General features: G+C 53.9%; 3 protein-coding genes and 1 tRNA gene. 2 read left to right on the plus strand and 2 right to left on the minus strand.

Annotation, left to right across the window (positions count from 1 at the left end; genetic code table 11):
• Positions 1-41: 41 nt before the first annotated feature.
• Entirely contained in the window at positions 42-2,027 is a 1,986-nt protein-coding gene (locus WA354_RS01995) for a cytochrome c3 family protein (protein ID WP_472811336.1), read from the minus strand.
• A gap of 855 nt (positions 2,028-2,882) precedes the next feature.
• On the opposite strand from WA354_RS01995, the gene WA354_RS02000 reads away from it, so the two are divergent.
• Positions 2,883-3,089: a hypothetical protein gene (locus WA354_RS02000; protein WP_472811337.1), complete on the plus strand. Its 207-nt coding sequence runs from the start codon at positions 2,883-2,885 to the stop codon at positions 3,087-3,089.
• A gap of 661 nt (positions 3,090-3,750) precedes the next feature.
• Here WA354_RS02000 and WA354_RS02005 read toward each other — a convergent pair.
• Entirely contained in the window at positions 3,751-4,029 is a 279-nt protein-coding gene (locus WA354_RS02005) for a hypothetical protein (RefSeq protein ID WP_472811338.1), read from the minus strand.
• Positions 4,030-5,025: 996 nt separating this feature from the next.
• Here WA354_RS02005 and WA354_RS02010 point away from each other — a divergent pair.
• Positions 5,026-5,100: transfer RNA gene (locus WA354_RS02010), tRNA-Gly, on the plus strand.
• Positions 5,101-6,000: the final 900 nt, after the last annotated feature.

Raw genomic sequence — 6,000 nt, forward strand, 5'->3', positions numbered from 1 at the left:
CAATTTAAAAAACGATACATCAATAAACAATTTTCAGTCCATTACAAAAGGCCATGGTCGAATGGATTCAAAATGAACTTTTCTTCATCTTTGCATCGCGCCGTGGACGTCTTGGCTTTTGGAATTATCCCTCCATGACATGCTTCGCAGTTCTTCGGTGTTGGCTTGTAGAAGAGAGTCTCGAGTCCATTCACCTGCTTCTTCAGAGTGTGGCACGCCGAACACATTACATTCTTATGACCACCCTTGAGCGGAAAGCCTGTTTTTTCGTGATCGAAAAGTGAAGGCCGCCACTTGTTGCCGTTGTGGCATGATTCACACTGCTGCGCGCGGCTTCCAAATTGATCGGCATGCGGGTTTTCGTGGCATTCTGCGCATTTTGTCGGTGTTTTCGTGAAGTCAGCGTGGCGCATGGTGAGTTCTAGGTTCGGCGGCTTGTGACACTCTGCGCATGCCACTGCCCGGTGCGATCCGATCAGAGGGAACCGCGTGGCATCATGATCGAACTTTGACAGATCTTTCCATTCTCTCGTCGAGTGACACGCCTCGCAGCCCAGAGCTCGACCTGCAGCATTGTGCACAGCCATCCGTTTCGCAAACTGGCCGTGATGCACATCCTCGTGACACGTCGTACAGGCCAGTTGACTGAAGTGATAGGGGATTACTTTGGTGCCGCCCGGTGCTTTGTGACAACTGATGCAGGCAACTGCGATGTGACCTCCGGTCAGTGGAAAGTTGGACTTCTGGTGCAGCGCTAGTGAGTAACTAGTTGTCTCGAACGTTGCCCCATCGTGACATTTCTCACATCGGTTATTCCAAGGTGAGGCGGCAAATTGCCCGACATGCTCGTCCTTGTGGCAATCAATGCAAAGTGCATACTTAATCTTGAATCGCGTTTCTTTGCCCGCCGGCACATGGCACGACGAACACTGCACCGTGGCGTGCGGAAAGATCAGCGGGAACCCTGTCTTTGCGTGATCCGCAAGCGAGAATGTCGATGGTGACCATCCCTGAACCGTATGGCAGCTCTCGCATTTGTCTCCATCACTGCGCTTGGCAAACTGACCACCGTGTGGATCAGGTTTGTGGCAATCGGCACAAGCGTCGTGTGCTATCGGAGTTTTGAAATCTCCGCCGGTATGGCACTCGACGCAGCCAACGGCCGCGTGTTTGCCTTCGAGCGGGAAGTGCGTCCTCGAGTGATCGAACGTCGTCGTGAAAATCGACTTCTTCCAAGTAAACGTCGTGTGACAACAGTCGCATCCCTGCTTGAATGCGCCCTTGTGCGGATCCACGCGGTGGCAGTCAGAGCAGTTCGTAAACGCGAGTCCCGAGTAACGCGGCTGTCCATCCTCATCTGGTGTATGACAGCTTTTGCAAAGCACATAGCGATGTTCTCCCGTCAGTGGAAACCGTGTCTTCGAGTGATCGAATCCTTCCTTGCTGATATTTGCCGTCTTCCAATCCGTTGTAGAGTGGCACCGCGCACAATCGGCTCCGAACCTTCCCTGGTGCTTGTCTTCATGGCACGTCCCACAACTCGGCGATAACCCCATCCAGGTATGGTTCAGGTCTTTAGACGCAAGTAGAGTTCGCGCCTGCACCGAAACATGCTGAGCTGCGTGGCACGAGCGGCAGCTTACTCCCACGTGCTTTCCGTCGAGTGTGTATCCGGTCTTTGAGTGATCGAATCCTGTCGGCGTCGGATCCCAATGGATCATCTGGAAGTTCACTCCGTTGTGATCGGAGTGGCACTTCACGCAAGACACACCCTCCGGCCCAGAACGCGGATAAGTCGCATGCAATCCGCGGTTCTGTTTCTGCTCGGTGGCGATTTCCTGGTGGCATTCAAGACAGCGGAACGACGGCGCGCGCGTCGATACAGCGTGACACTTAGTGCAGTTCGTGTCGCCAGTGAGGCTCTGATGTGCTTTCGCCAGCGGTCCCGGCGAAATCTGCGCATTAAGAAAGGAAGGGATCGCAAGGAGACCCGCCCACACCGCCGTCACGATTCTTCGTCTGTTCACTCGATTGGTTCGAGCGCGCTCGTTTGAAGAATTAGCTCGTCGCAGACAATGCCAGACTCTGTCGATCATGCATCCGATCCTTGCAGTCTTTCCATCGGGTTGGCTGGAATTGGAAAAAGCTTCAACCTGAAGTTTTCGCACATTAGACCAGCAGATTAGGAAAGAGGTGAGCCAAGGCAAAGGGGACAAGTCAAGGTGATGACGACTTCCGCAGCGTGTTCAGCAGGATGGTGTAGTTGAGTATGCCACCTCAGGGGAGCAACGGACCAGCCCAAGTCCGCAATGCTCAGTACTTCGGTTTCAGTGCTTTCAGCGGACGAGGCTGCTCGATCATCTGGAAAAGTACAGCGTTCCGAATCTAACCAGCGTTGAATTCCGCTCCTCAATTGCCGCCATCAGGCCAAGCGCTCATTGAGCCATTCAAGTCGATCAGTGTTCTTGGCAAATGGACGCATAACCGAGTTGTCGCCGAAGGCACAGTCAGAGATTGGCGAATGAGGAAGTTGTCCATGAAGAGTTGGTTGAAGGAACCGCGGTTAAAACCGCGGGGCGGAGTAAAGATGCGGAAAGGGTAAGAAAGGGGTGAGGTCCCGGCGCGCTGATGAGTCTGATATGACCGGGTGATCAGTTCAATCCCTGGCGCAAGGACAGCGATCTGGGCAGGTGACAAACGCAATCGAACTGCGGTATGGATCTGAGCCACATAATTGGACTTTACGCAAGATACGCCCGTGGTGGTCTACAAGGCCATTGGACCGTCCGATTTATGTTAGCGAACGAGGCAAGCTTCACCAGCACTTATTATCTGGCGCAATTTGTGATCGAACGTTCGAAACTCAAGGAGTTGTCTAAATCATGACGAAGCGGAAAAAAACCAGCAAGAAAAAGGAAGCGAAACACGTGAATCAAACTGCCAATCAGCGGGCTATGGCAAATCCCAAAACACAGGCGATCTTGAGCGCTCTCCGAAAAGGTTGGGGCGAGATGAGCCTGGAGCAGCTGGGCGAACAAATAATTGAACTGATTGGCCTCAAATGTTCGGCTCGTTGGGATCGCGGATGAGTTGGGAAAACCCGCGACGACTATCCTCCGGTACATTGGGAGCGCGAAGACAACTGGAACAAACAGCGGGTGGATCGGAAGGATGGAGCGGACCTTGGCCAAGGGGCCCATCACGCAAAAAACAAAGAGCGCTCGCAAGATCGCCGCTTGCAAACCTTCTGTGCCCCCCAGCCGAGAAGGGGCCGCGGGCCGTCATCAAGGAAGAGTACCCGGTGAGGAATGATGCTCCCTCCTTAACAACTGAGCAGACAAAAAGATCACTTCCTCTTGATCGACCAGTACTCAAGCGCGCGCGGTCACGAACCAACCATCGAGCGACAGAGAGATCTTTCCTAGACAGGACCAACCAAAAACTAGGCCCGCTGGAATCTACGAGTCGAGCCGGCAAATCGCGGAGGCCAAAAGACAGCGACTAGCTGCACTCTCCGATTCAATCAAAACGCGACCGTACCGCGACGCAAGATCGATGAAGCGGCAAGGCAGGCCATTGCCGCCTTCAGACCCTATCTGACCCGTATCTTAAGCGTCAGAGAGCCTTTTGACACACAAGCTCCCATCCTCTTACGACGGTTTCGTATGGGACGTGAAAATCAGGAACTCTACGATTCTCGCTGGCCGATTCTCGCAGAGCTGAGCTAAAAAGCACCAGATGCTGAGCCGCTTAAACGAACGCAGCTAAAACTGAATGTTCCACTTTCTCACGCACCTCATCTTCGCCGACGAGGTGCAGATATTTCTGTGTGGTTGAGATGTCTTTATGTCCGAGCACTAACTGCAACTTCTTGAGCCCTAACACCGGCAGCATGTTGCTGGCGAATGTTGACGCCATTAGTGAAGGAACCAGCGTGAACAGCGCGGAGCGGTTTTGCAGGAGTAAGGCAGATTTTCCTTCTTTGTTGCTGAACGCTTGACGCTGTAGGTTCCCCCGCACTTTCCGCAATTGAGATCCGCGCGGAGAGCGATCTCCTTACATGCTTCCAGCATGTGCGCATCAACGCCATCACCGCCGTAGTCAGGCCGGGTCGGATGTTTTGGGGCGGGGAACACGAGGAGAGAATCGCTCTTCTTTTGCCGCGCGTTGAGGGTGGTAAGCAGAGCAGACGGCACCTCGACGGCTCGAATTTCGTAGCTCTTCGGTGTGAAGTTCCACTGAGGTTTTGCAGAATCGCTGATCTTGCCGGTCGTGCAATGGATGTTGGACCAGGATAGGCGAGTAGACCTCGATCTGTTTATCCGTTGTCTTCGGCCAGTCGCCTTTTCGAAGTTTGATGTCAGCGCCGGCGCCGCGCATTGCCTGCAACATCACGACGGCTCTCTTGTTGGTCGTGCTCCGGTTGAGGACCTCCTTCGCGGCCCGCTGCGAACAAGACCATGATGTCCGACCGATCAAGACGGGAGACAAGATGCTTTCCACAGTGTTCTCGGAACCATGCCAAATCGCGTTTGTATGCCTGTAGGTCGCCGCACTCTTGGTAGCTTTTACATCGCGGAGATACTCCGCGATTGCAGCATCGATTGTCTTGCTCTCGGCTGTCTCTGGTTCAGGCTCTGGTTCGACATCTCCGGCAAGGATTCCCATTGACGTGCCAGGCGTTCAGCGCCTCGCGGGGAGAGGAACCAATGGCCTCGCGTTTTAGCTTGCCTTCTTCCCTCCAGGCGAGATAGAAATGCCCGTCCTTGCTGCTGGCTGGCTCGCCATCAATAAGTACGAGCCGCGGGTCGGGCTTGCCATTCTTTCGAACCACTCGGATGAATTGCCAGCGGCCGTCGACTCGGCGATACTGTAAGAGGTTGACTTGTTTATGACCATACCCGCTATCCACGTTCATCTTGCTCCTTCGGTTATCGAGAGGGCTGATATACGTGATTTATCAAAATGATCAGTGGGTTGATCAGTGAGGCCCCTCACGCTTTAGTAAATTATTGATTGTAAAGGGCGGGAGTAGTTCAGTGGTAGAACGTCAGCTTCCCAAGCTGAATGTCGCCGGTTCGATCCCGGTCTCCCGCTCCAGAGAATCAACAACATCGCAAGAAGCCGGAATCCAAGCTCGGCACAGATTCGCCGTAACCGCATTCGAAAGCACATCCCGCGTGAGCTCTTGCGATCACTGAGATATGCTCCAGCATTCTTCGACCTCGATTCCGTCAAGTTCGGGATCGCGGAGACCATGGTCAATTGTTCTGCTGAGTCCTAAAGCGGCGGAACGAGTCTAAAACATCCGCCTCTTCCCGGGTGACGAGCACCATTCGTAGTTCTTCCCTTGACAAGCAGGCTCGGGCATAGTCCTCAAGCGTTTTTATGTCTTTAAGCAAAAGTGTCATTGCCGGTATCGTCAAAAATGGATTCCCCTTTTCGCAGGCCCTCCGTGATGGCGGAGATATCCAACAAAAGCTCTGCGCCTCCCAAAGGGATCAACTGTTATGTAATGGATGTGCTGATATTCGCACGATCAACGAATGCAGTCGTTGCTGTAGAGCAAGCACGCGATTGAACGTCCACATCGTTCGCTCGCCTACAGAACGCCAGATGAGTTCAGGCAGAAGACAGGCCACGCAAATGCGGAGAGCACAGAACGTATCCCACATTTACACAAGCCTCGACGGCGGATGCGCGTAATCTCGGGGCCAAACCGAAACCGGAAAACTCTGGTTATCAATAGTTTGAGAAATCGGGGGCAGGTCAGTACGGCAAGAACAGCAATGGGAGGGAAGCGTGGTGAAGGGTCCTCGGCTAGCTTGCGCCGTTGCTGAGGTCGATTGGGACCGAACTTGGCATCCTCTGCGTGCAAAAGGTCTGACGCGGTCGCGATTGGCCGAAGGGACAGGTTGATTGCTTCTCGGCTACCACGACGACCCGCGGCATCAGCGGAACGCGCTACCTTACCTTCCCGGCAAGGGCACCGGGAGACAC

The organism is Occallatibacter sp. (assembly GCF_049802275.1).
In the GTDB taxonomy this organism is placed as follows: Bacteria; Acidobacteriota; Terriglobia; order Terriglobales; family Acidobacteriaceae; genus Telmatobacter.

What these genes read in the sequence shown, in the direction of transcription:
- WA354_RS02000 (WP_472811337.1), top strand. Translation starts at nt 2,883, where the DNA reads ATGACGAAGCGGAAAAAAACCAGCAAGAAAAAGGAAGCGAAACACGTG.